The sequence below is a fragment of the Pseudomonas sp. S2_B07 genome, from assembly GCF_054668435.1.
This window is the reverse complement of record NZ_CP162769.1, coordinates 2027346-2051153: the sequence shown is the minus strand read 5'-3', so window position 1 is coordinate 2051153 and position 23808 is coordinate 2027346. Positions and strand designations below refer to the sequence as shown.

Here is a 23808-nt window from a genome sequence, read left to right as displayed (position 1 = left end):
CACAGGATTTTGGGGGTTCACATACTGTGTGAACGACCTCAGTCTTTGTGGGCGCCGGGCTTGCCCGCGATGGCGGCCTGAAGGGCAGCGAAGATTACTTGGAAAGAAACCGCATCCCTTCCTCCAATCCCCGAAGGGTCAGCGGATACATCTGGTCATCGATCAAGTCCCGCACAATATTGGTCGACGAGGTATAGCCCCACGTATCTTTCGGATACGGGTTAATCCAGATGAGTTTTTTGTACTTCTCCTTGAACCGCTGCATCCACACATAACCGGCTTCTTCGTTCCAGTGCTCGACGCTGCCGCCGGCCTGAGTGATCTCATACGGGGCCATGGCGGCGTCACCGATGAAGATCACTTTGTAGTCGGCGCCGTACTTGTGCAGCAAGTCCTGGGTCGAAGTGCGTTCGGAGGTGCGACGCATGTTGTTCTTCCACACCGATTCATAAATGAAGTTGTGGAAGTAGAAGTACTCCAGGTGCTTGAACTCGGTCTTGCAGGCCGAGAACAATTCCTCGCAAATCTTCACATGCGCGTCCATCGAACCGCCGATGTCGAACAGCAGCAACAACTTCACGGTATTGCGCCGCTCCGGCCGCATTTGAATATTCAGCAGCCCGGCATCTTTGGCGGTGTGGTCGATGGTGCCGTCGATGTCCAGCTCTTCCGCGGCACCCTGGCGGGCAAACTTGCGCAAGCGGCGCAGGGCCACCTTGATGTTGCGCGTGCCCAGTTCCACCGAGTCGTCGAGGTTCTTGTACTCGCGCTGATCCCAGACCTTGACCGCCTTGCCCTGACGCTTGCCGGCATCGCCGACCCGAATGCCTTCCGGGTTGAAGCCGCCAGAGCCAAACGGACTGGTGCCACCGGTGCCGATCCACTTGTTGCCACCGGCATGGCGTTCTTTCTGTTCTTCGAGGCGTTTCTTGAACTCTTCGATCAGTTTGTCCAGGCCGCCGAGCGACTGGATCGCCGCGCGTTCTTCGTCGGTCAGGGACCGTTCGAATTCCTTGCGCAACCAGTCTTCGGGAATCAGTGCCTGAAGGTGATCGTCGAGTTTTTCCAGGCCATTGAAGTAAGCCCCGAACGCTCGGTCGAACTTGTCGAAATGCTTTTCGTCCTTCACCAGAATCGCCCGGGACAAGTAATAGAACTCGTCCATGTCGGCGAAGGTCACGCGTTGTTTCAGCGCATTGATCAGGTCCAGCAGCTCACGCACCGAGACCGGCACCTTGGCGGCGCGCATTTCATTGAACAGGTTGAGCAGCATGGCATCAGCCTCTTAGCGGGTGCCGCGACGGCTCATGAACGCCAGGCGCTCAAGCAATTGCACGTCCTGTTCGTTCTTCACCAGCGCACCGGCCAGCGGCGGGATGGCCTTGGTCGGATCGCGCTCGCGCAGTACCGCTTCGCCGATGTTGTCGGCCATCAGCAGCTTGAGCCAGTCCACCAGTTCGGAGGTCGATGGCTTTTTCTTCAGGCCTGGTACTTTGCGCACGTCGAAGAACACGTCCAGCGCTTCGCTGACCAGGTCTTTCTTGATGTCCGGGTAGTGCACGTCGACGATCTTTTGCAGCGTGACGCGGTCCGGGAAGGCGATGTAGTGGAAAAAGCAGCGACGCAGGAACGCGTCCGGCAGCTCTTTCTCGTTGTTGGAGGTAATGATGATGATCGGGCGCTTCTTGGCCTTGATGGTCTCGTCGATCTCGTAAACGTAGAACTCCATCTTGTCGAGTTCTTGCAGCAAGTCGTTCGGGAACTCGATGTCGGCCTTGTCGATTTCGTCGATCAGCAGAATCACCCGTTCTTCGGATTCGAACGCTTCCCAGAGCTTGCCCTTTTTCAGGTAGTTGCGAACGTCGTGGACCTTTTCCGTGCCCAGTTGCGAGTCACGCAGGCGACTGACCGCGTCGTACTCGTACAGGCCCTGATGCGCCTTGGTGGTGGACTTGATGTGCCAGGTGATCAGCTTGGCGCCGAAGGATTCTGCCAGTTGCTCGGCCAGCATGGTTTTACCCGTGCCCGGCTCGCCCTTGACCAGCAGCGGACGCTCCAGGGTAATGGCGGCGTTGACCGCCAGCTTCAGGTCATCGGTGGCGACGTAGGCCTGGGTGCCTTCGAACTTCATCTGCTAATCCTCGAACGGTGACGCCGACCTGAACGGGGCAGGGCGGGACGCAATAATGGTGATGCCCGACTATACCGCGCTGCCCGGTCGACTGTGAACGCAGACGACTTATTCAGTCTCTGAATGGGGCGTCACATCTTGACTCAGTCTTGGCGGCTTGCAGACTTAACCCGCCTCAGGCTTGGGCCGTTCATACCGGGCGTTGAACGCCTGGATGAAACCATTGCGCAAAATCTGCAAAAACGCCTGAAACGCGCTGATGTCCTGGCGATGCACGTTGCCGCTCAGTTCCACGCGGGTTGCGAACTGGTTTTTACCCTGGTTTTTCAGCACGGTTTCAGAGCCGCCGACGATGGCTTCCCAGATGGAGCGGAAAATCCCCTTGTCCTTGTTTTCCACGTCTTGCTGCCAATTGAACACGTCGACGTCCTTCAGCAACGGTTTGATGTAGCCCGTCAATTGGGCTTTTTTCGCTTGTGCTTCGATGACCACGTCGCCATGACCGGCATTGAAGTCGAATTTGCCGTAGGCCGAGGCGAAGTCGTTCATGCGTTTGAGTTCGATGTCCTTGGCACGCAGGCGGAATTCAAAGTCTTCAAAGTTGCTTAAAGGGTCGAAGGTTGCAGTGGTTTCCAGTGGCGCATGCCCAAGCAGCAGGGCCTTGCCTTCGAAGCGAGCGTCACGCTTGCCTTGTTTGTCGACCACATTGGTCAGGTTATAAATGCTGGCATTGACCTGCGTGGCGTTCATGTTCACCGGAGGTTTGGAATTGAAGTTGCGAAAACTGAGTTTGCCGTCATAGATCCGCACTTCGTCCAGGGTAAACGGGGCCAACTTACTCAGTTGCGAACGCCAGTCAGTGCCCTGACCGGTTTGCGAGTTTTGCTTATTGGCGCCGCCGTCGACGAAGTTCACCTCGGGATTGAAGAATTGCACCCGGGCCACCACCGCATGGTCGTACCACAGCGAATGCCAGCTGACGGAAAGGTCGATCAGCGGCGCATTGACGAACGGCACCGGCACCTTGCCGTCGACCTTGACGATTTTCAGCCCGTTGATTTTATAGGCGCCGCGCCACAGGGCCAGGTCCACATCGGTGACCTGGCCCCGGTAATCACCCATATTCGCCAGTTTGTCGTTCAGGTAATCGCGCACCATGTAGGGCAGGGCGATGTGCAGGGCTATCAGCAGCACAACGAGGCCGGCGAGGGTCCACAGGGGCCAGCTGTATCGACGCTTCATGATGGCAATTCTCTGGCGATGTAAAGCCATTGACTGCGCCTGCTTCAGGACGTTCGGTCGAACTGGACGACCACCGGCAACAGGCATACCTTTGTGGGCTTATTCAATGCTGTACAAGGACCCAGCCATGAGCCGTATTTTCGCTGACAACGCCCACTCCATCGGTAATACACCACTGGTGCAGATCAACCGCATCGCCCCGCGCGGCGTGACTATCCTGGCCAAGATCGAAGGGCGTAACCCCGGTTATTCGGTCAAGTGCCGGATCGGCGCGAACATGATCTGGGACGCCGAAAGCACCGGCAAACTCAAGCCTGGCATGACCATTGTCGAACCAACCTCGGGCAATACCGGGATCGGCCTGGCGTTTGTCGCCGCTGCCCGTGGTTACAAGCTGATGCTGACCATGCCGGCGTCCATGAGTATCGAACGCCGCAAAGTGCTCAAGGCGCTGGGCGCCGAACTGGTGTTGACCGAGCCGGCCAAGGGCATGAAAGGCGCAATTGAAAAAGCCGGTGAAATTGTTGCCAGCGACCCGGCCAAGTACTTCATGCCGGCGCAGTTCGATAATCCGGCCAACCCGGCCATCCACGAAAAAACCACGGGTCCGGAAATCTGGAACGATACCGATGGCGCCGTCGATGTGTTGGTGGCGGGTGTCGGAACAGGTGGAACCATTACTGGTGTTTCGCGGTATATCAAGAATACACAGGGCAAACCGATTATCTCGGTGGCCGTTGAGCCTGCGGGTTCTCCAGTGATCACCCAGGCCCTCGCCGGTGAAGAAATCAAGCCGAGCCCGCACAAGATCCAGGGCATCGGCGCCGGTTTTGTACCGAAGAACCTGGATTTGGCGATGGTTGATCGGGTCGAGTTGGTCACAGACGACGAGTCCAAGGCCATGGCCCTGCGCTTGATGCAGGAAGAAGGGATTTTGTGCGGTATTTCATGTGGTGCAGCCATGGCCGTCGCGGTACGCCTGGCGGAAACCCCGGAAATGCAGGGCAAGACCATCGTGGTGATTCTGCCAGACTCCGGCGAGCGCTACCTGTCGAGCATGCTGTTCAGCGATCTGTTTACCGAACAGGAGAATCAGCAATAAGCGCGTCAGTGGACTGAGTGTTCATTGACGAGGGACGGGGCTGAATTCAGGTCAGCCCCCGTTCAGGAACCCTATGTTAAGAAGTGCTTTGTTGCGCATTCCTTAATACTGAATGTTGTATCAGGCGGGTTTTTCCCGAGGTCGGTAATGTTTATCATGGCCGACTGCCACGTCGGGTGAATGGCGTTGTGCGTGAGCCTAAATCTCAAGGAGTCGTTGATGAGTTTTTCCTTTGCCGCGAAAGCGTCGGTGTTGTTGCTGTTTCTGGGCAGCACCCTCTATGTCCATTTGCGCGGCAAGGCGCGATTGCCGGTGTTACGGCAATTCGTCAATCACTCGGCACTGTTTGCGCCCTACAACGCCTTGATGTACCTGTTCTCTGGTGTACCGTCCAAACCGTATCTGGATCGCAGCAAGTTTCCGGAACTGGACGTGCTCAAGGACAACTGGGAAGTTATCCGCGACGAAGCCATGCACCTGTTCGATGAGGGTTATATTCGCGCGGCTGAAAAGAACAACGACGCCGGTTTCGGTTCGTTCTTCAAGAAAGGCTGGAAGCGTTTTTACCTCAAGTGGTACGACAAGGCTCTGCCCTCGGCAGAAGCCCTGTGCCCAAAGACCGTGGAACTGGTCAACAGCATTCCCAACGTAAAGGGTGCCATGTTTGCGTTACTGCCAGGTGACAGCCACCTCAATCCGCACCGTGATCCGTTTGCCGGTTCCTTGCGCTATCACCTTGGGCTGTCGACCCCCAACTCCGATGATTGCCGCATCTTCGTTGACGGCCAGGTCTACGCCTGGCGCGATGGCGAAGACGTGATGTTCGATGAGACCTATGTGCACTGGGTCAAGAACGAAACCGGGACAACCCGGGTGATTCTGTTCTGCGACATTGAGCGTCCGCTGAGTAGTCGCCTCATGACTGGCATCAATCGCTGGGTCAGCGGTTGGCTCGGCCGCGCCACAGCCCCTCAAAACCTTGATGATGAACGCGTGGGCGGGATCAACCGGGCGTATGCCTGGAGCAAGAACTCCAGCGATAAGGTCAGTGGAGTGGTTAAACAGTGGAAACGTCGTCATCCCAAGGCCTACCGCGTACTGCGGCCTGTGTTGGCGGTGCTGGTGCTGACGTTATTGGGGTATTGGCTGTTTGGCTGAGTTGCTCTGAGGGTCAAGAAAAAAGATCGCTGAACGGCGATCTTTTTTATGTTTTTGTGGGAACTTTCCTACAGCTTTGTAGTAGCATTCCCACCCGCAAATGCCCAGAAGCTTCAACGGCGTGACGCTGAGTCTGCGGCAGATTTGAACAGCATAATTTTCATGCTGCTTTCATATCCTTCGTCTTTCCTGTCAGTCCAAGTATGCACCTGGGATTGGAACTCGTACTATCTGGAGTTCTAATCGTAAATATTCAAATATTTCCCAGGTCGGCTCAGGGCTAAAGCAGGCCGTGCCGGATAGCATGCGGTCGAGACCGACGGAATGCCTGGGCTTACCTGGGCCGTCAATATTTTTTGCAAATATTTCGCAGGTTTACTGAGTCGGTGCCGATAACAATTTTTTGACGCTTATCGTTTTGATTTTATTGAATCCATATAAGTTGGCAGCAAACCTGTCGAATGCAGGGAAGGAAATTTTGTGGGTATCTTGGAATCCAGCGTTCTTCATTCCTGTGACATTGGCACGTTGAGTGATTGCAGTACTGACAAAGTCGCAATCCTGATGTGTTCCTACAATGGAGAGTCGTTTTTAGCTGAGCAGCTGGAGTCGTTCCAGCGGCAGACACACCGTAACTGGAGTGTTTATGTCTCGGATGATGGCTCCCAGGACCAGACGCTGGAGATCCTGCGCGCGACAAGCCGCCTGTGGGAACCAGGGCGCCTGCAGATTTTTGAAGGGCCTCGGAATGGTTTTGTAACAAATTTCCTGTCTTTGACTTGTCGAAAAAGTATATCGGCCGATTTTTATGCGTGGGCCGATCAGGACGATATCTGGAAGGACGACAAACTTGAGCGGGCGCTCGCTTGGTTAAAGAGTGTGTCGGAGAATACTCCAGCGCTTTACTGTGGTCGCACCGAGCTGATCTGTGAATCGGGTGTACCTTTCGGCTATTCGCCCAAATTTATTCTTGCCCCGCATTTTTCCAATGCGCTGGTGCAAAACATCGGCGGCGGAAACACCATGGTATTTAACCAGGCCGCCCGGGCGCTTCTGCAAGAAGCGGGTGAAAACATGGATGTTCCCTCGCATGACTGGTGGGCTTACCAGCTGATTTCCGGCTCAGGCGGGGCGGTCTACTATGATCCTGTGCCGGCAGTACTCTATCGCCAGCACGATGAAAACGTGGTCGGAACCAACTCCAGCTGGTGGGCTCGCCTCAAGCGGCTGCGAATGGCGTTTCAGGGACGTTTTTATGAGTGGAACTCCCAGAATATCTATGCCCTTGAGTCCATGCGTCATCGTTTGAGCCATGAGCATCAAGCGAAGCTGGACCAATTCAAGGTAGCGCGCGAGCAACCATTATTATCCAGGATTATGGGTTTCAAGCGTGCCGGCTTATACCGGCAGACTCTCGTTGGAAACCTGGGGCTGATCCTCGCAACTTTACTGAAAAAGATCTAAATCAAATGACCATCTTAGTAACTGGCGGTGCAGGCTTCATTGGCGCGAACTTCGTATTGGATTGGCTGGCTCATTCCGATGAGACCGTGATCAACCTGGACAAGCTGACCTATGCGGGCAACCTGGATAATCTCAGCAGCCTGTCCGGTAACGAGCGGCACGTATTCGTGCGTGGCGATATCGGCGACAGCGCTTTGGTCGCGCGCCTGCTGGAAGAGCACCAGCCTCGTTCCATTCTGAACTTTGCAGCCGAGTCTCATGTCGATCGCTCCATCCATGGCCCGGAAGACTTTATCGAGACCAACATCGTCGGTACTTTCCGCATGCTGGAAGCTGTGCGTGCCTACTGGAAGGGCATGGCGGCCGACGCACAGCAGGCGTTCCGCTTTCTGCACGTGTCCACCGACGAAGTCTACGGCTCTCTGGCCAAAGATGAGGCCGCGTTCAGCGAAAGCCATCAGTACGAACCGAACAGCCCTTACTCGGCCAGCAAGGCAGCCAGCGACCACTTGGTTCGTGCCTATCACCACACCTACGGCCTGCCGGTACTGACAACCAATTGCTCGAACAACTACGGGCCTTACCACTTCCCGGAAAAACTCATTCCACTGATGATCGTCAACGCACTGCAAGGCAAAGCATTGCCTGTCTACGGCGACGGCCAGCAGATTCGTGACTGGTTGTATGTAAAAGACCACTGCAGCGCCATTCGCCGCGTGCTGGAAGCCGGCACCGTGGGAGAGGTTTACAACGTCGGCGGCTGGAACGAAAAGCCAAATCTCGACATCGTCCACACCGTTTGTGCTTTGCTGGATGAACTGCGTCCGCGTACCGATGGCCAGCCTTACAAGGCTCAAATCAGCTACGTGACGGATCGTCCCGGGCACGATCGCCGTTACGCCATTGATGCTCGCAAACTTGAGCGTGAGTTGGGCTGGAAACCGGCGGAAACCTTCGAAACTGGCATCCGCAAAACCGTTCAGTGGTACCTGGATAACCAGGACTGGGTCAGCAATATCCAGTCGGGTGCGTATCTTCAGTGGGTAGAAAAAAACTACGCCGGACGCAATGAATGAAAATTCTTTTACTCGGTAAAAACGGCCAGGTGGGGTGGGAGCTGCAACGCAGCCTCGCGCCTCTGGGAGAGTTACTTGCGCTGGACTCCCGCAGCCAGGATTACTGTGGTGACTTGAATGACCTGGCGGGGCTGGCGGACACCGTACGGCGCTTTGCGCCTGACGTGATCGTCAACGCCGCGGCCTATACGGCTGTCGACAAGGCAGAAGGCGAGCCGCAACTGGCGCGCCGGGTCAACGCCGAAGCGCCTGCGCTACTGGCCCGGGAAGCTTTCCGTATCAACGCCTTGCTGGTGCATTACTCCACCGACTATGTATTCGCTGGAAATGGCGAAACCCCTTGGCAGGAAAGTGATGCGGTCGCGCCGCTGAGTGTCTATGGTTCCAGTAAGCTTGAGGGCGAGCAGGCCATTCAGGCATCTGGCTGCTCGCACCTGATCTTTCGTACCAGCTGGGTGTATGCCGCGCGCGGCAACAACTTCGCCAAGACGATGCTACGTCTTGCCCGCGAGCGCGAAAGCCTGAACGTGATCGATGATCAGTTCGGCACACCGACTGGCGCCGATTTGCTGGCCGATGTGACTGCTCATGCGATCCGCACTGTGCAGCAACATCCGCAACTGGGTGGGCTGTACCATTTGGCGGCAGCGGGCGAAACCACGTGGTGCCGTTACGCCAGGTTCGTGCTTGAGCAAGCCCAGACAGCAGGTGTGGACCTGAAAGTGACCCCGGTGATGGTCAGCGCGATCACGACCGAGGCTTACCCGACACTGGCCAAGCGCCCGAACAACTGCCGACTCAATACTCAAAAACTGCAAAATGCCTTTGTGCTGCGCTTGCCTGACTGGCAAACCGGTGTGGCACGGATGCTCACAGAAATATTAGAGAATTAAGCATGCTTAAACGTAAAGGAATCATCCTGGCCGGCGGCTCGGGCACTCGACTGCATCCTGCAACACTGGCTATTTCCAAGCAGTTGCTGCCGGTTTACGACAAGCCGATGATCTACTATCCGCTGACCACTCTGATGATGGCGGGCATCCGCGATATCCTGATCATCTCCACGCCGCAAGACACCCCGCGCTTCGAACAGCTGTTGGGTGATGGCACCCGTTGGGGGTTGAACATCTCTTACGCGGTGCAGGCATCGCCGGATGGTCTGGCGCAAGCGTTTATCATCGGTGAAGAGTTCATCGGCGATGATCCGGTTGCCCTGGTACTCGGTGACAACATTTACCACGGCCACGACTTCTACGAACTGCTGCATAGCGCCATGGCACGCCAGGAAGGTGCCAGCGTCTTCGCGTACCACGTCAATGACCCGGAGCGTTACGGCGTCGTCGAGTTCGATGCTCAAGGCAAGGCCGTCAGTCTGGAAGAGAAGCCGCTCAAGCCTAAATCGAACTACGCGGTCACCGGCCTGTACTTCTACGACAACCAGGTTGTCTCAATTGCAAAAGGCATCAAACCGTCGCCTCGTGGCGAACTGGAAATTACCGACCTGAACCGCGTCTATCTGGAACAGGGCAACCTGTCGGTCGAGATCATGGGCCGCGGCTACGCCTGGCTGGATACCGGCACTCACGATTCCCTGCTGGAAGCGAGTCATTTCATTGCCACTCTCGAGCACCGCCAGGGTCTCAAAGTGGCCTGCCCTGAAGAGATTGCCTTCCGCCAGAAGTGGATCAGCGCCGAAAAACTTGAGGAGCTCGCTGCGCCGCTGATGAAAAACGGCTATGGCCAGTACCTGAAACGCCTTCTGCACGAGACGATTTTCTGATGAACACTACAGCCATAGCTGACGTCGTGCTGTTTGAGCCCAGGGTATTTGGCGATGAGCGTGGCTTTTTCTTTGAACGCTTCAATGAAGCGCACTTTTCAGAGGCCATTGGCAAAGACGTCAAGTTCGTACAGGACAAGCATTCCCGCTCCCTGAAAAACGTCTTGCGCGGCCTGCATTACCAGGTTGAACAGGCGCAAGGAAAGCTGGTGCGTGTGGTGTCCGGTGAAGTCTTCGACTTGGCCGTTGATATACGCAAATCGTCGCCAACATTCGGGCACTGGGTGGGCGAAATCCTGTCCGCCGAAAACAAGCGGCAACTGTGGGTGCCTGAAGGTTTTGCGCATGGTTTTTATGTGTTGTCGGAGGCGGCCGAGTTTCTGTACAAGACGACCGACTACTATGCGCCCGCACATGAGCGTTGCATTGCGTGGGATGAACCTTCCTTGGGCATCAACTGGCCTTGCGAAGGTCGCCCGGACCTCTCTGTAAAAGATCAGCAGGGATCGCTATTGAAAGATGCCGAGGTGTTTGCCTGATGCAAACTCACTCCATCTCCCCCAAAGAGCTGGTTAAAAGCCTTTGGTCTAACCGTAGTCTGATCAAGGCAATGATCAAACGCGAAGTTATTGGGCGATATAAAGGCTCTTTTCTTGGCATTTTTTGGTCGTTCTTCAACCCTGTTCTGATGCTGGCCGTCTACACTTTTGTCTTCAGCGTTATTTTTAAAGCGCGCTGGAGCGGTGGTGGTGATTCTAAAACAGAGTTCGCGTTAGTCTTGTTTGCTGGGTTGATGGTTTTCAATCTGTTTTCCGAATGCGTGAATCGAGCCCCCGGGATCATTCTGGCCAATGCCAACTACGTGAAGAAAGTCGTGTTTCCTTTAGAGATACTTCCGTGGGTGAGCCTCGGTTCGGCGATGTTCCATTCGCTGGTCAGCCTGGGAGTGTGGATGGTCGCCTATGTGATTTTCTTCGGAGTGCCGCATGTCACGGCGTTGTTGCTGCCGATCGTTGTGCTGCCACTGGTGTTTGTGGTTCTAGGCTTGTCCTGGTCCTTGGCTTCGCTGGGTGTCTACTTGCGCGATGTCACTCAGTTCATTGGGATACTGACAACGGTGACAATGTTTTTGTCGCCGATTTTCTACCCTTCAACTGCCTTGCCACCCGAATACGCCAACTTGCTTTTGCTTAATCCACTGACACCCGTGATTGAAGGCGTCAGGGACGTGCTGTTCTGGGGCAAGCTACCGCAAATCGAGTTCCTGTCAAGGTATCTGGTCGGCTCTATGCTATTCGCGTGGTTGGGATTTGCCTGGTTCCAGAAAACACGTAAGGGGTTTGCAGATGTGCTCTGATATTGCCATCAAAGTTGAAAACCTTAATAAGTGTTATCACATCTATGACAAGCCACATGACCGGCTGAAACAGATGCTGATGCGTGGCCGGCGGCAGTATTTTCAAGAGTTTTGGGCACTGCGCGACGTCTCCTTTGAAATCAAGAAAGGCGAAACCGTCGGGATTATCGGCCGTAACGGCAGCGGTAAGTCGACGTTGCTGCAAATGATCTGCGGCACGCTCAATCCAACCAGCGGAAGCATCCAGACCCAAGGCCGGATTGCCGCACTGCTCGAGTTGGGTGCAGGCTTCAACCCGGAATTTACCGGGCGTGAAAACGTGTACATGAACGGAGCGATTCTGGGGTTGACTGAAGATCAGGTCGACGCTCGCTTTGAGGAAATTGCTTCCTTTGCCGATATCGGCAACTTCATTGAGCAACCGGTCAAAACCTACTCCAGCGGCATGTTTGTGCGCCTGGCATTTGCGTCAAATATCATGTCGCGCCCGGAAATCATGATTGTCGACGAGGCGCTTTCGGTCGGCGATATGAATTTCCAGGCCAAGTGCATGACTGCGCTGACGCGGATCCAGGACAATGGCGCGACTATTCTATTTGTCAGTCACGATGTCGGTTCGGTGAAAAGCTTATGCTCGCGCGGCGTATACCTTGAGCGTGGTCAGGTCATCACGGTAGGGCCGGCTGCGGAAGTCGCCGAGCGCTATATCCGGACGATGCGCGAAGAGATGAATGAGGAGCACCGGAAGTTTTCACGGGTGTCCGCCGCGTTTGGCGAGAAGCCTGCGCTCTCTGTGGATCAGGTAATGACTGTTGATGAACCCGGTTTTAAGCGGTCGGCAGAGTTTGATAAAAGGGTTGCGCAGTTTCGCTATGGCAGCGGTGAAGTAAAAGTTGCCAGTGTTGAGTTGCTGGACTCCAAAGGTGAGGACCTGACCTTTGTTGAGTTTAATCAGGATGTCAAAGTCAGAGTATATTTCGAAGCTTTCGCTGAGAAATCTATTTCGGTGAACTTTAGTGTTTTTGATGAAAAGAAGAACAATATTGTTGGTTGTGGGTTTCCCCATACGGATCAGCCGTATTTAGTCACCAGGAGTAATGGGAAATACTTGGCTGAGTATTCGCTGAAGCTACCCTTGCAGGAAGGGGTCTATTCTCTGCGAATCAATATTTCGTCTCCGATTGTTGAGAATGAGTCTGCTGAGTTCGTCGATTTTGTAAGTGACGCAGTGGTGTTCAAGGTCGGGCGTTGGGATAAGTCCAGGGTTTGGTCGAAGGTGCATGTTTTTTCCGAGTTGAAGTTGCAAGAGTTTGAGGTCTGAGATGCCTGAGGTACCGGCTCTGAATTATTTGTCTGCACCGAATCGTCCGAGTTTTTTGATTCTGGGTGTCCAGAAATCGGCTACGACCACATTGTTTGATGTGTTAAATGGTTTGGATGGGTTTTCAGGTTCATCGCTTAAAGAGCTCCATTTTTTTGATAGCGATCATAACTATCAGAAGGGCGTCGATTGGTATCTGGATTTTTTTAGTGAAGAAGCAGGTGTCAAAAAGTTTGAAGCGACACCTTCATATATCTATATGCGAGATGTGCCGGGGCGAATCCATAACAGCTTTGGCTCAATGAAATTTATCGTAATGCTTCGGGATCCAGTGAAGCGCTGTTTCTCCGCTTGGAATATGTTTAGGGGCTTCAACGCTCATAAGCAGACAGCTGAATATATATATGATATGTATATAAAGGACAGCAATTCTGGTTCGAGAGAAGCGCTTCGTGATTTACTGTTTGCTGAAGAATTTCCAAGCTTTGAGCAGTGTGTCAGCGATGATTTAGTACGGCGTCAGCAAAACGATTTGAACGAAGAACCCAGCTTTGTTCGGCGTGGGTTCTATTACGAGCAAATCTTGCGGTTTTTAGAGTTTTACAGTGTTCAGGATTTTTTGTTTTTAGAGCAGGACGAGTTTGCCAGGGATGCTTCTGTTGGCGTGAGTCGGATTTGTGACTTTCTCGGGATTGAATCAAGTCCTGATGCCGAGTGTGTTCAGAAGACAAGTAACAAGGGCGATTATGAAGGTGTTGCAGTTGAAGAACACACCGAAACGTTTTTAAAATTATATGACTTGTACCGTGAGCCTAATCAAAAGCTGTTTTCGCTCATTGGCAAGGCATACCCCTGGAATGCATCTTGGCTCTCTCTATGAATAATGCATTTATTATTGGCACCGGACGCTGCGGCACCACCTGGCTAGGCCAGATGCTGAACAGCCATGCCGAGTTGTGTGTGCCTCCAGAGATCCAGTTGCTTTTCGAATATTCCGGAAACGGAAACAGACTATTCGAAGAGTTTTTCCTGGCTGATCAGAAAGGACTCAGTGGCGAGCAGTTGGCTTCAGTGATTGAGCGCTGCTGCCCACATAAGCTTGAAATGTTCTTCGACTATCAGGAGTTTTGTCGGAAGCATGACACGCCCAAGATGTCTTTGGCCGAGTTCGTGAAGTCGTTTTACGCGGCTATTGCGTCATCCCACGGGAAGTCGTGGTTGGTCGAGCAAACGCCATGGTATGGGCAGCGTCTTGACCTGGTTTCCAAACTGTTCCCCGATGCGAAATTCATACATATGGTTCGCGATGGGCGTGATGTTGCCTTGTCTTTTGCCAGGACAACCTGGTGGCACATATCTCCCCGCTTGAACCTGGCGAGGTGGCAACGTGAAATCAAAAAAATCGCCACGGATGCAAATAGTTTTCTTAAGCCAGACTGCTACCTCGAAGTAAAGTATGAAGACTTGGTCGCCAGCCCGGAATCCGAACTAAGAAAAGTGTGTACTTTTCTGGGCATCGATTTTGATCCGCACATGCTTGATCCGCAGGGGTTCATCGATTACGACAAACTCTGTAAGTTCGATATGGCGCAGGTTTCCTCGAAGGCTTATTCGGCGTGGCGCGAGCGAAAGGACGGGGCGGTTTTTTCGGAAAATGTCGAAGCCTGGCGCAAAACCGATAACCTGTTCGATGACTTTTTGCCAACCGAAATATCCGGTTGGCTCTCCCGGTATGGCTATGAGGTCCGCGAAACAGCGTCGACGGAAGTAGAAAAAAACCGGAGTCGGCACGAATACAGTTTCGGCGCGCTTGAGCAGGACAATCTTGCGCGGGCCAGTCATATCCATACGCTCGAGCAGGAGCTGACCCGTAAGGCCGAGTGCCTGGATGTTCTGGAAAAAGAGTGGGTAGCCCGGGGCATCTTGATCGAGCAGCTTGGCAAATCCATGGATCTGCTGACGCATGAAAGCGAGAGCCGTGCTGAGCATATACGCACGCTTGAGCAGGTACTTGCCAAACAGACCAGGCAGGCAGGCGTCATCGAGAAGGAATGGGGCGCCCGAGGAGAGTTACTCGACGAACTGGCGGCGACCATCGAAGCATTGACACAAGAGAGTCAGGGTCGGGTTGAGTACATTCAAACGCTTGAGCAAGCGCTGTTCCAACAGACCGAGCAAGCAAGCGCAATAGGCAAGGAATGGGAAGCGCGTGGAGACTTGCTTGCTGAGTTGTCCAGGACAATCAATGTATTGACCGAAGAGAGTCAGGGCCGACTTGAATGTATTCGTTTGCTTGAGCAATCACTCGCACAGCAGGCCGAGCACTCAAGTAGTGTAGAGAAAGAGTGGCAAGCCCGAGGGGAGTTGCTCGATCAATTAGTCACGACCATTGATGCCTTGCGGCATGAGAGCAAGGGGCGGGCTGAGCATATTCATACGCTCGAACAAAATCTCTTCAAACAGGCTGAGCATGTCAATAATGTAGAGAAAGAATGGGAAGGCCGAGGGCAGTTGCTCGATCAACTGACCACGACCCTTGATGCATTCAAGCAAGAGAGTGAAGGCCGTGCCGAGCATATCAAGGTGCTTGAGCAGGTATTGCTTCAGAAAACCGGACAGTTAGAAGAAACAGAGACCCGGTGGGAAAATCGTGGAAATGTGATTGATACGCTTACTCAGTCTGTCGAGGCATTGACGCAAGAGACAAAAAGCCAGGCTGAGCATATAGAGCAACTGTCGCAAGAAAATATCGTGAGTCTCAACAGGAACTCCCAGCTTGATCAGGAGATTGCAGATCAAAAGGTTTTAATTGATCAGTTGGAAGAGCGTCTTAATGAATTCAGGCGCTCCTGGTATGGAATCCTAAAAGAATATCTCGGTAAGTGAGATGTTATTAATTGTAGCTTGAGTATTTCATGAATATTACAGTCACCAAACCGTTTATGCCGCCGTACGCGGATTTTAAAAACTACCTGGAAGGCATCTGGTCCCGGGAATGGTTGACCAATAATGGTCCTTTGTTGAATGAATTGGAAATCAAGCTCAAGGAACATCTGGATGTTGATCATCTGCTGTTCCTGAGCAACGGTACCGTGGCCATTCAAATCGCCATTCGTGCACTCGATCTCGTGGGTGAAATCATCACCACGCCGTTCAGTTACGTTGCGACAACGTCCAGTATTGTGTGGGAACGCTGCGACCCGGTGATGGTGGACATCTGCCCTGATACGCTGAACATTGATGCGTCGAAAATCGAGCAGGCCATTACTGAAAAAACCACTGCTATTCTTGCTACGCACGTATTTGGTAACGCGTGTGATGTAGATGCTATTCATGCTATTGCCGAGAAGCATAACCTGAAAGTTATCTATGATGCGGCTCATGCGTTTGGCACTCTCTACAAAGGAAAGTCGTTGCTCGCCTACGGTGATGTATCGACCTGCAGCTTTCATTCGACAAAGCTTTTCCACACCGTTGAAGGCGGCGCGGTGATCAGCCCTCATGCTTCCGTGTTGAAGCAAATGGCAATGATGAGAAACTTTGGCCACTCTTCTGCCACTGACTTCGGCAGTGTCGGTATAAATGGCAAGAACTCTGAGTTTCATGCTGCAATGGGGTTGTGCAATCTGAAACATGTTCCTGATATTTTGTCGGTTCGCCGCACGCTGTCAGAACGTTACAAAAGTAATCTGGAAGATCTGCCCATTCAGTTTCAGAAAATTCAGGCAAAAACTGAATACAACTATGCCTACTTTCCAGTGATTTTCGAGACTGAAGCAAAAATGCTGAAGCTTGTGGAGTTTCTTAACCTCCACAGTATTTTTCCACGTCGCTACTTCTATCCTTCGCTGACCAAACTGCCGTATGTGTATGAGCAGAGCGCACCCATTGCGGAAGATATTTCCCGCCGTATTCTCTGTCTGCCGCTCTATCACACACTGTCGGTTGAAGAGGTTGATATGATTTGCCGGTTTGTCAAGCAAAAGCTTTCTTGCGAATAGAATTTTGTAAATAGGGACGTTTCAGATGGTTACGTTGAGTGGTGATTCAGGTGCGCAGGGTGTTAGTAAAATGGGTGGGATAGAACTCTTTAAAGATGATAGCTTTGCTGAAGAGGACAAGCTCGCCCTGCTCAACTTTATCATGCAGGAGTTTAAGCTCCAGCAGCCCGTGATATTGAAGGGGGCAGATTCTGCCGTGGCGGCGCGGTTCCTTTTCGGGCAATACTCCCTGCGTGGCACCCGTATAGATTTACTCTATCTGGATGAACGCGCTCTTCGTGACAGTGCTTCGTCAGTCAATGGACTCATCAGTTTTGTTTCGAAAAAGGGCTTGATTTGTATTGAGTCCAGTGGCGGCGCCATTGCGGAAGAAATACTATCTGTTGAGGCATTTGAAGCGGTCCTGGTTACTCCGGGCTTTTCGATTTTTGCTAGATCGAATGGGCTACGTTCGATTCGCAGCACTTGCTACCAAATCGACTTGTTTCGTCGAAAGCTTTACTTTCAGAAAAAGAGTCATGTTGCTCACTCTTTGAATGCCGAGTGTCCATTGGTCACAGTGGTCGTCCTGACGTATAAACACCAGGATTATATTACTCAAAGCATACAGTCGGTGTTGAGTCAGCAGGGTAACTTTTGTATGCGTGTCATCATTATTGATGACGCGTCGCCTGATGGCACCGCGCAAGCAGTAAGAACAATTGTTGACGGGTTTCACGACGATCGCATTGACATTGAATTTCATGCGAATCAGAAAAATGCCGGGGTCGTTGCAAATCTGGCGACGGCGATACGCCTTTCGGCAGGATGTGATTATCTGACTTTCTGTGAAGGGGATGATTTCTGGAGTTCCGAATTCAGAATCCAGAACCACATTGATTTTCTTGGCAGTCATCCCGAATCAGTGATGTCGTTCAACTCTATTGAGCTTTGCGCCGCTGACGGATCATCACGTAAATTGTTTTCAGAGCATGCCGGCCTTCTGGGCGATACGCTTGATGGCCTGGCACTTTCCGCTAACAACGTAATCGGGAACTTCACCGCGTGTTTCTATCGGGGTGCTTTGCTTGATGTTGTGCCGCAGGCGTTGTTTGATATTTACACCGTTGATTGGTTTTTCAATATATATAGCGCGCAGTTCGGCAGTATTGCCCACTTGAAAATGCCCCTGTCTGTCTATCGTCAGCATGAGGGCGGGGAGTGGAGTGCTCGTAAGGATCTGGATAAGGGCACCGCACTGCTCGGTTTAATAGCTCAGTACAATTCTTTTATTGATTATAACTATGATGAAGGGTTCCAGAGTTATAATCAGCGGCTGTATTCGTGGTTGAATGGTAACTACTCCGCCGAGATGGAAAAGTTTGACGTTATCATTGTCGATGATGTTTTTCCCTCGAGAAAAAGCGGATTTCGCCATGCGGAATTTACGTCGTATCTTCAAGCCTTTCCACGTTCGTTGGTGCTGACCACAGGGGCAACTCTGCATGTTCTTGAAAGTGCTTCGATCAAGGACGTGGTTCGGGATTATCAGCGTAGTTATCCTGATTTGGGTAATCGCGTGATGATCTCCAATGAGCAGTTTCCGCTTACGCTTGGAAAGGTGTTGTACGCCAATTTTCTTTCTAACGCCTACAAATTACTTCCGCACGCCGAAGCACTCGGTGTGCCATTTGTATTTACGCTCTATCCAGGGGCAGGTTTCGCTCTGAACAGCGCAGAGGGTGACAAGAAGCTGAAGCGGATCTTCGATTCTCCTTGCTTCCAGAAAGTTATTGTTACCCAACAAGTGATCTACGACTACATCATTGCGCGCGGACTGTGCCCGGCGGAAAAGGTGGAGTTGATCTTCGGGGTTGTGATGCCGGAGGTTTCTGGTACGCAATCGATTCTTGAAAAAAACAGATGGGGTTTTGGAAAGAAACGTCTGGATATCTGCTTCATGGCTCACAAGTACACCACGTACGGTGAGGATAAAGGCTATGACGTCTTTGTGAATGTCGCCAGTATCTTGTGTCAGCGCTACGAAGATATTTATTTCCATGTTGTGGGTCCTTTCGATAAAACTGTGCTGGATGTCAGTTTGTTCAATGATCGGATACAGTTTTACGGATCGCTCAATCCAGAAGAGTTTGATGGTTTCTTCCAGAATATGGATATCATCATGTCGCCGAATATCAGCGGCAAGATTTTCCCCGGTTCGTTTGACGGTTTTCCTACCGCCAGTTGCACCGAAGCTGGATTGCGTGGCACGGCAGTATTTGCTTTTGACGAATTCCACTCCTCCAATGGGCGCTTCACTGACGGCCAGGACATCGTTCTCATCCAATATGACTTATGGGCAATCGTCGAGAAGGTCGAGCGTTACTATGCTGACCCCGTCGAGTTGAAGGCCGTGGGCGAACGCTCTATAGATACAATGCGTAAGTTGTATAGCCTCGATGCACAGATGTCGCCACGTATTGAGGTGCTGCGCCAGGTCATTCGCGAGCCGAAAATGTATCCGGTGCTTGTCGAGTTGCAACCCTGTGTCGATGAAGTTTCGCCGTCAGTAGAAAGCGCAAGTGTGCAGGGTGGTATTGCGACTCCAGTACAGACTACTCAAGTTGCTTGGAAGGTATTACGAAAAATTTGCCCTGAGCCCATTAAAAAACTTTACCGCTCTGTGAGGGCAAATTATGTTTCCTAGTGATAAGGTCGGCTCGACTGATGCGATTGGGCCGGTATTGGTCAGCGTTGTTGTGCCGTCTTACAATCACGCAAAGTACATCCGCAAGGCTGTCGATAGCGTATTGGGTCAGGATTTCACCGACTTCGAGCTGTTGATCTCGGATGATATGTCGCCCGACAACAGTTGGGATGTTATTTGCGGGTTTGATGACCCGCGCATTCGTTCGTTCCGGCAGGAAAAAAACCTGGGGCCGGTGGGGAACCTTGTGTTTCTGATCAAGCAGGCGCGTGGCAAGTACATCGCGCTGTTGAATTCGGACGATGCCTGGTACCCGTCGAAGCTGAGCAAGCAAGTTGCCGTGCTGGAAGCTCAGCCACAACTGGGAGCCTGTTTTACCTGGGCCGATCTGGTTGATGGCCAAGGGCGTGAAATTTCCGGGCCCGAGGCCATTTGGAACGATGTGTTCCGGCAACCAAACCGTACTCAAGGTGAGTGGCTGCGGCATTTTTTCTTTAGTGGCAACTGCATCTGTCACCCGAGCATGCTGGCGCGCAAGGAAATCTACGATGAACTGGGTTTCTACAACCCTGGATTGAAACAGTTGCCCGATTTCGACATGTGGATCCGACTGGTCAAGAAGTACCCGATCCATATCGTTGAAGAAAATCTTGTAGCGCACCTTCGGGACGGAAATAACACCAGCGCTGTTTCGCCCGAGAACTCGGCACGCAACCTGACCGAACTGGTCGAGATATTCGGCTCGTACTTCGACGGCGTATCGGACGAGGTGTTCATTGAGGGGTTCGGCAAGGAGTTTCGACTCAAAGGTGTACCCGCTACACCTGCCAGGCTGAAATGTGAACGGCTATTCCTGCTGCTGGATAGCGCCTTTGCCCATGCTGCCGGTAGGGCTGCCGGACTGTCCTCATGCATAAAGAACCTGGCTGATCCCGAGTTCGAGCGAGTGCTTCGTGACGAGTACATGTTCAACGTATTCGACTTCTATCGGCTGACGGGGCAAGCGGGCTTCGGTCACTATATGATGCTGGCCCACAGTACTCCTGCCCCCGTCGCTGGCGTCGGACTCGGCGGACACCGCGATATCCCTGTGACGCTGGTGGATCGTGCTGTTCGCTATCTCAAGGCTCTCGCTCGCCGGCTGCGTCATGCGGTGCGTCAGAACTGACATGGGCATGCGTTCATCGTCGCTCGCACCTTATCCACTGAGAATGGAATGCAGAACTCTATGAATACCTATTTTGGTCTGATTGGTGCGGGTGGGCATGGCCGGGAAGTCATGCCGATGTTGCGTGGGATGCTGCAGGACAAATTAGCGGACCTGAACGCTCATTTACTGTTTGTTGTAGAGAACCTCGAACAAGAGACGCAGATCAACGGATACCGGACGATTAGCTTGCAGGCGTTTTTCGAACTGGAAGGGGTCAAGCGCTTTAATGTGGCGATTGGTGATTCAAAGGTGCGTCAGCGGATCGCTGAAGCTTGCCTTGCCCGGAAAATCGAGCCTTTCTCGCTGGTAGCAAACAGTGTGAAGATGTTGGATAACAACGAAATCGGCGAAGGCTGCATGATTTCCGAGCAGACGATCATTACGTCCAACGTCACGATCGGCCAATTCTTTCAGGCCAACAACCAATGCAATATCTCTCATGATTGTGTGATCGGGGACTACGTGACCTTCGCACCGGGAGTCAAATGTAATGGGAATGTGACTATCGGTGATCACGCCTACATAGGCGCTGGCGCATTGATCAAGCAAGGCAGGCACGGTAAACCGCTGTTGATAGGCGCGGGAGCAGTGGTCGGAATGGGAGCGGTTGTGATCAAGGACGTAGAACCGAATACAACCGTAGTGGGCAATCCCGCCCGGCCAATGGTGAAGTAATGTCAGAGGCTAAGCCACACGTCGGGTTGTCGGTCCTTCTGGTTACCTATAATCACGAGTCGTACATCGATCGAGCGCTGGAATCACTTTTCAAACAGGACTACGCAGGTCCTGTTGAATTGGTGGTCGCGGATGATGCATCGACGGATGGGACGCTGGATCGTATCCGGGCCTACGATGGCGTCGACTCACGATTTATTTTCACGTACCTGTCGGGCGACAACATAGGCATTACCAGAAACTATCAGCGTGGTTTCGCTGTGTGCACGGGCCAGTATGTTGCTGTATTGGAAGGCGATGACTACTGGATTAGTCCGAACAAGTTGTCCCGGCAAGTCCGGTTTCTGAACGAGCATTGGGAATGCGACCTTTGCTCCGTCAACTATTTTGTTTTCTACGAAGAGAGTGCAACGTTTACCGAGCGGACAACCATTGGCACGGGGCATCGTTTGTTGGGGGCTCGTGATCTGATTGCGGATAACCTAGTCGGTAATTTTTCCACGTGCATGTATCGAAAGTCGGGGCTTGATAATTTGCCGACGGAGTTGTTCGAGCTCAAGTCCTATGACTGGATCGTTAATATCTGCGTGGCCCGCACCAGCCTGATTGGTTTTATCGAAGAGCCCATGTCGGTTTACCGTGTCCACGCCAGCGGCGCCTGGTCCGGCTTTGCGCATTTAGAGAAGCTTCAGTTGCAACTGAGCCTGATCCCCGCTTATGACACGATCACACGGCAGACGTACCACGCTGAATTCACGCGCCTGGAACACAATCTGCGGCGGATCATATTACTCGCGCATGGCGAACGTCTGGCCGGAAGGCTGGCGCGGCCCGCCTTGAGAATATTGGCGAGGCTGGATGAGTTCATGCCGCCAATCGTTCTCGCCATCATTCGTGGGCTGATGCCCCCCATCGTCACTCGACAGTTATTGAAGATTGCCCGTCGAGGGCGAGTGTAATGAAGCCACCCGTTGTTAGTGTGGTCATGGCAACCTACAACCATGCCGCTTACGTTGCCCAGGCTATAAAAAGCGTGCTGGCGCAACGCGACGTAGCCTTCGAGTTTTTGATCGCCGATGATGGTTCCAGCGACACTACCCGTGAGGTGGTCGAAGGATTTACGGACGCGAGGATTCGTTTTTTTCCACATCAAATCAATCGCGGCGCGAGCGTCGTCACCAATGAGTTGATCGAGCGTGCCACTGGCGAATTTGTGACACTTATCAATTCCGACGATTATTGGGTGGATGAGGACAAGCTGGCTTTCCAGCTTGATATTCTGCGCACGAATCCAGAGCTGGGAGCCAGTTTTGGGCGGGCCCGTTTTGTCGACAAACACGGGAATCTCATCAGCAAGAAAAGCCTGTCATTTGGTTCGGTGTTTGATCAGGCGAACCGAACTCAAGGTGAATGGCTGCGCTACTTCCTGGATCACGGCAATTGCCTCTGTCACCCGACCGTGATGATCCGTCGCAAGTGCTACGAAGAGCTCGGGGGATACAGCAACAATCTCCGGCAGCTGCCTGATTATGATATGTGGATCAGATTGATAAAACGTTATCCAATCCATATCTCCGAGCGGGAGCTGATTTGCTTCAGAGTCATGCCGGGCGAAAATGTCAGTAGCCAGTCGGTGACCAATTCCATTCGTACGATGAACGAACACTACCTGATCGCCGAGACGTTTTTTCAGGACGTCGGCGTGCAACAACTGAAAGAGGGGTTTTTCGGGTTGTTGAAGTACCCGGAAATACCCAGCTCGATACACCTTGAGATCGAAAAGGTGCTGCTGTTTTTTTTGCCGAACGCAGCTATCGGCAAGGCCTACAGAATGATCGGAATGATCAAGCTGAATCATTTGCTCGCTAGCCGTGTGCATCGAGAGGTTCTCGAAGAAGCCTACGGCATAGATGGGCAATGGTTTCAGGCTAAGATGGGCGAAATCGACATATTGCGGCCGAAGTTTTTGGCCATGATTGCCGGGAAGACTATTGGGGTGAGACGCGCCTTGAAAAATTTTTTGAAGCGCGATGATTATTAAAATGAACATACATAAAGGAAGTGTTATGCGCTATTTGTACTTGCCAGCGGTTGCTATGTTGGGTCTTCTGGCTGCTTGTGATGCGGGCAAGCCGAAGGATATCGCGGTCAATAACTACTGCTCTCTGGACAGTCCGAAAGCTGAAGCAAAGCTTTCGACAAGCGCACCGTTTGAAGTGTGGGGATGGGCTTACAACGTGGCGGCGGGTACCGTGCCTAAAGACGTTTCTCTCGAGATTATTTCTTCGGGTGGAGAGGTTGCGATGACTGCACCTCTAGTTCGTTCCTCGCGTCCGGACGTCGCCAAAGCCTTTGCCAAGCCAGACCTGGAAATGGCTGGTTTCACCGGTGTCGTAGACATCGGCGCGCTGAAATCCGGTGTTTACACCGTGAAGATCATTCAGCAGGAAGGCGTCAGCCGTTTGGCATGCACCAGCCCGTCGAAGTTTGATATCAAATCCACCAAGGGTTAATTGATAACGCCGGAAGAATGCCGACGCAGTCGTCGTGGTCGCTCGAGCATGGATGGGTTCAAGAGGCGGTTTTTACTTTCATCTGTCCAAAA

General features: G+C 52.6%; 21 protein-coding genes. 18 read left to right on the top strand and 3 right to left on the bottom strand.

Annotated elements, in window-relative coordinates; all coding sequences use genetic code 11:
* Positions 1-94: 94 nt before the first annotated feature.
* From AB4N43_RS09515 to AB4N43_RS09505, 3 genes are all read right to left on the bottom strand, one after another.
* Positions 95-1273, bottom strand: coding sequence for a vWA domain-containing protein (locus AB4N43_RS09515; RefSeq protein WP_027925858.1), 1179 nt, complete (start codon positions 1271-1273; stop codon positions 95-97).
* Between the two features lie 12 nt (positions 1274-1285).
* A complete protein-coding gene (locus tag AB4N43_RS09510) occupies positions 1286-2131 on the bottom strand; it encodes an AAA family ATPase (RefSeq protein WP_008035065.1) in 846 nt (281 codons plus the stop codon).
* A 165-nt stretch (positions 2132-2296) separates the two neighbouring features.
* Positions 2297-3373, bottom strand: a complete 1077-nt coding sequence (locus AB4N43_RS09505) for a DUF748 domain-containing protein (protein WP_027925857.1) — start codon at positions 3371-3373, stop codon at positions 2297-2299.
* A gap of 127 nt (positions 3374-3500) precedes the next feature.
* Between AB4N43_RS09505 and cysK the strand changes: the two genes are divergently transcribed.
* The 18 genes from cysK to AB4N43_RS09415 all read left to right on the top strand — a co-directional run bounded on the left by cysK (position 3501) and on the right by AB4N43_RS09415 (position 23716).
* The gene (gene cysK, locus AB4N43_RS09500; RefSeq protein ID WP_059181432.1) at positions 3501-4475 is read left to right on the top strand and encodes a cysteine synthase A; all 975 of its coding nucleotides are present in this window, start codon (positions 3501-3503) and stop codon (positions 4473-4475) included.
* Between the two features lie 219 nt (positions 4476-4694).
* A complete protein-coding gene (locus tag AB4N43_RS09495) occupies positions 4695-5633 on the top strand; it encodes an aspartyl/asparaginyl beta-hydroxylase domain-containing protein (protein WP_460153880.1) in 939 nt (312 codons plus the stop codon).
* 480 nt (positions 5634-6113) lie between these two features.
* A complete protein-coding gene (locus AB4N43_RS09490) occupies positions 6114-7097 on the top strand; it encodes a glycosyltransferase family 2 protein (RefSeq protein WP_460153878.1) in 984 nt (327 codons plus the stop codon).
* Positions 7098-7102: 5 nt separating this feature from the next.
* Positions 7103-8173, top strand: coding sequence for a dTDP-glucose 4,6-dehydratase (gene rfbB / locus AB4N43_RS09485; RefSeq protein WP_460153877.1), 1071 nt, complete (start codon positions 7103-7105; stop codon positions 8171-8173).
* Positions 8170-9066: a dTDP-4-dehydrorhamnose reductase gene (gene rfbD / locus AB4N43_RS09480; RefSeq protein ID WP_460153876.1), complete on the top strand. Its 897-nt coding sequence runs from the start codon at positions 8170-8172 to the stop codon at positions 9064-9066. The genes rfbB and rfbD overlap by 4 nt, the downstream gene beginning before the upstream one ends.
* 2 nt (positions 9067-9068) lie before the next feature.
* Positions 9069-9953, top strand: coding sequence for a glucose-1-phosphate thymidylyltransferase RfbA (gene rfbA, locus AB4N43_RS09475; protein WP_460153874.1), 885 nt, complete (start codon positions 9069-9071; stop codon positions 9951-9953).
* Positions 9953-10492, top strand: coding sequence for a dTDP-4-dehydrorhamnose 3,5-epimerase (gene rfbC, locus AB4N43_RS09470; protein WP_460153872.1), 540 nt, complete (start codon positions 9953-9955; stop codon positions 10490-10492). Before rfbA ends, rfbC begins: the two co-directional genes overlap by 1 nt.
* Positions 10492-11310 (top strand): ABC transporter permease, encoded by an 819-nt coding sequence (locus tag AB4N43_RS09465; protein ID WP_460153870.1) that lies wholly within the window; start codon positions 10492-10494, stop codon positions 11308-11310. Before rfbC ends, AB4N43_RS09465 begins: the two co-directional genes overlap by 1 nt.
* Positions 11300-12631: an ABC transporter ATP-binding protein gene (locus tag AB4N43_RS09460; RefSeq protein ID WP_460153868.1), complete on the top strand. Its 1332-nt coding sequence runs from the start codon at positions 11300-11302 to the stop codon at positions 12629-12631. Before AB4N43_RS09465 ends, AB4N43_RS09460 begins: the two co-directional genes overlap by 11 nt.
* A gap of 1 nt (position 12632) precedes the next feature.
* A complete protein-coding gene (locus AB4N43_RS09455) occupies positions 12633-13511 on the top strand; it encodes a sulfotransferase domain-containing protein (RefSeq protein WP_460153866.1) in 879 nt (292 codons plus the stop codon).
* On the top strand, positions 13508-15517 hold the full coding sequence (locus AB4N43_RS09450) for a sulfotransferase family protein (RefSeq protein ID WP_460153864.1): 2010 nt from the start codon (positions 13508-13510) through the stop codon (positions 15515-15517). Before AB4N43_RS09455 ends, AB4N43_RS09450 begins: the two co-directional genes overlap by 4 nt.
* A gap of 29 nt (positions 15518-15546) precedes the next feature.
* Positions 15547-16632 (top strand): DegT/DnrJ/EryC1/StrS family aminotransferase, encoded by a 1086-nt coding sequence (locus AB4N43_RS09445; RefSeq protein ID WP_460153862.1) that lies wholly within the window; start codon positions 15547-15549, stop codon positions 16630-16632.
* Positions 16633-16657: 25 nt separating this feature from the next.
* Positions 16658-19318 carry a glycosyltransferase gene (locus tag AB4N43_RS09440; RefSeq protein ID WP_460153860.1) on the top strand — a complete coding sequence of 887 codons (2661 nt, stop codon included), beginning with the start codon at positions 16658-16660 and terminating at the stop codon, positions 19316-19318.
* Positions 19308-20486, top strand: a complete 1179-nt coding sequence (locus tag AB4N43_RS09435) for a glycosyltransferase (RefSeq protein ID WP_460153858.1) — start codon at positions 19308-19310, stop codon at positions 20484-20486. Before AB4N43_RS09440 ends, AB4N43_RS09435 begins: the two co-directional genes overlap by 11 nt.
* Before the next feature lie 60 nt (positions 20487-20546).
* Positions 20547-21203 (top strand): acetyltransferase, encoded by a 657-nt coding sequence (locus tag AB4N43_RS09430; RefSeq protein ID WP_460153857.1) that lies wholly within the window; start codon positions 20547-20549, stop codon positions 21201-21203.
* A complete protein-coding gene (locus tag AB4N43_RS09425; protein WP_460153855.1) occupies positions 21203-22162 on the top strand; it encodes a glycosyltransferase in 960 nt (319 codons plus the stop codon). The genes AB4N43_RS09430 and AB4N43_RS09425 overlap by 1 nt, the downstream gene beginning before the upstream one ends.
* Positions 22162-23244, top strand: coding sequence for a glycosyltransferase (locus AB4N43_RS09420; RefSeq protein WP_460153853.1), 1083 nt, complete (start codon positions 22162-22164; stop codon positions 23242-23244). The genes AB4N43_RS09425 and AB4N43_RS09420 overlap by 1 nt, the downstream gene beginning before the upstream one ends.
* Before the next feature lie 25 nt (positions 23245-23269).
* Complete coding sequence (locus AB4N43_RS09415; protein WP_460153851.1) at positions 23270-23716, top strand: hypothetical protein; 447 nt, start codon at positions 23270-23272, stop codon at positions 23714-23716.
* Positions 23717-23808 lie beyond the last annotated feature (92 nt).

Excerpts from the sequence above, each read along its gene's own strand:
- AB4N43_RS09515 (WP_027925858.1), bottom strand. The coding sequence starts at position 1,273 with ATGCTGCTCAACCTGTTCAATGAAATGCGCGCCGCCAAGGTGCCGGTC.
- AB4N43_RS09510 (WP_008035065.1), bottom strand. The coding sequence starts at position 2,131 with ATGAAGTTCGAAGGCACCCAGGCCTACGTCGCCACCGATGACCTGAAG.
- AB4N43_RS09505 (WP_027925857.1), bottom strand. The coding sequence starts at position 3,373 with ATGAAGCGTCGATACAGCTGGCCCCTGTGGACCCTCGCCGGCCTCGTT.
- cysK (WP_059181432.1), top strand. The coding sequence starts at position 3,501 with ATGAGCCGTATTTTCGCTGACAACGCCCACTCCATCGGTAATACACCA.
- AB4N43_RS09495 (WP_460153880.1), top strand. The coding sequence starts at position 4,695 with ATGAGTTTTTCCTTTGCCGCGAAAGCGTCGGTGTTGTTGCTGTTTCTG.
- rfbB (WP_460153877.1), top strand. The coding sequence starts at position 7,103 with ATGACCATCTTAGTAACTGGCGGTGCAGGCTTCATTGGCGCGAACTTC.
- rfbD (WP_460153876.1), top strand. The coding sequence starts at position 8,170 with ATGAAAATTCTTTTACTCGGTAAAAACGGCCAGGTGGGGTGGGAGCTG.
- rfbA (WP_460153874.1), top strand. The coding sequence starts at position 9,069 with ATGCTTAAACGTAAAGGAATCATCCTGGCCGGCGGCTCGGGCACTCGA.
- rfbC (WP_460153872.1), top strand. The coding sequence starts at position 9,953 with ATGAACACTACAGCCATAGCTGACGTCGTGCTGTTTGAGCCCAGGGTA.
- AB4N43_RS09465 (WP_460153870.1), top strand. The coding sequence starts at position 10,492 with ATGCAAACTCACTCCATCTCCCCCAAAGAGCTGGTTAAAAGCCTTTGG.
- AB4N43_RS09460 (WP_460153868.1), top strand. The coding sequence starts at position 11,300 with ATGTGCTCTGATATTGCCATCAAAGTTGAAAACCTTAATAAGTGTTAT.
- AB4N43_RS09455 (WP_460153866.1), top strand. The coding sequence starts at position 12,633 with ATGCCTGAGGTACCGGCTCTGAATTATTTGTCTGCACCGAATCGTCCG.
- AB4N43_RS09450 (WP_460153864.1), top strand. The coding sequence starts at position 13,508 with ATGAATAATGCATTTATTATTGGCACCGGACGCTGCGGCACCACCTGG.
- AB4N43_RS09445 (WP_460153862.1), top strand. The coding sequence starts at position 15,547 with ATGAATATTACAGTCACCAAACCGTTTATGCCGCCGTACGCGGATTTT.
- AB4N43_RS09440 (WP_460153860.1), top strand. The coding sequence starts at position 16,658 with ATGGTTACGTTGAGTGGTGATTCAGGTGCGCAGGGTGTTAGTAAAATG.
- AB4N43_RS09435 (WP_460153858.1), top strand. The coding sequence starts at position 19,308 with ATGTTTCCTAGTGATAAGGTCGGCTCGACTGATGCGATTGGGCCGGTA.
- AB4N43_RS09430 (WP_460153857.1), top strand. The coding sequence starts at position 20,547 with ATGAATACCTATTTTGGTCTGATTGGTGCGGGTGGGCATGGCCGGGAA.
- AB4N43_RS09425 (WP_460153855.1), top strand. The coding sequence starts at position 21,203 with ATGTCAGAGGCTAAGCCACACGTCGGGTTGTCGGTCCTTCTGGTTACC.
- AB4N43_RS09420 (WP_460153853.1), top strand. The coding sequence starts at position 22,162 with ATGAAGCCACCCGTTGTTAGTGTGGTCATGGCAACCTACAACCATGCC.
- AB4N43_RS09415 (WP_460153851.1), top strand. The coding sequence starts at position 23,270 with ATGCGCTATTTGTACTTGCCAGCGGTTGCTATGTTGGGTCTTCTGGCT.